The 259-nt window shown below is 43.6% G+C and carries 1 pseudogene; it reads right to left on the reverse strand.

Annotation, left to right across the window (positions count from 1 at the left end):
- A pseudogene (gene glmU, locus ACG9ZB_RS17500) lies at positions 1-259 on the reverse strand (bifunctional UDP-N-acetylglucosamine diphosphorylase/glucosamine-1-phosphate N-acetyltransferase GlmU); the annotation flags it as partial.

Genomic DNA, 259 nt, shown 5'->3' on the forward strand with positions numbered 1-259 from the left:
CTTTTTGGCTTGATCAATTTGGAATTGACGTTCTAATGCGGCGAGCTGAACACGATCATTCTCTCCTTCAACTTCGAAGGCTTGTTCAGGCTCAACCGATGCGACTTGCATCCCATCGGCTAAGGCCATTGCTACAATATCAGTCAGGTAATAGTCACCTTGCGCATTATTATTGCTTAAGAGTGGTAACCACTCATGCAATTTGGCATGGCTGACACAGTAAATACCCGTATTAATTTCTTTAATCTGGTGCTGCTCT

This window comes from Acinetobacter johnsonii (genome assembly GCF_048551975.1).
GTDB lineage: Bacteria > Pseudomonadota > Gammaproteobacteria > Pseudomonadales > Moraxellaceae > Acinetobacter > Acinetobacter johnsonii_A.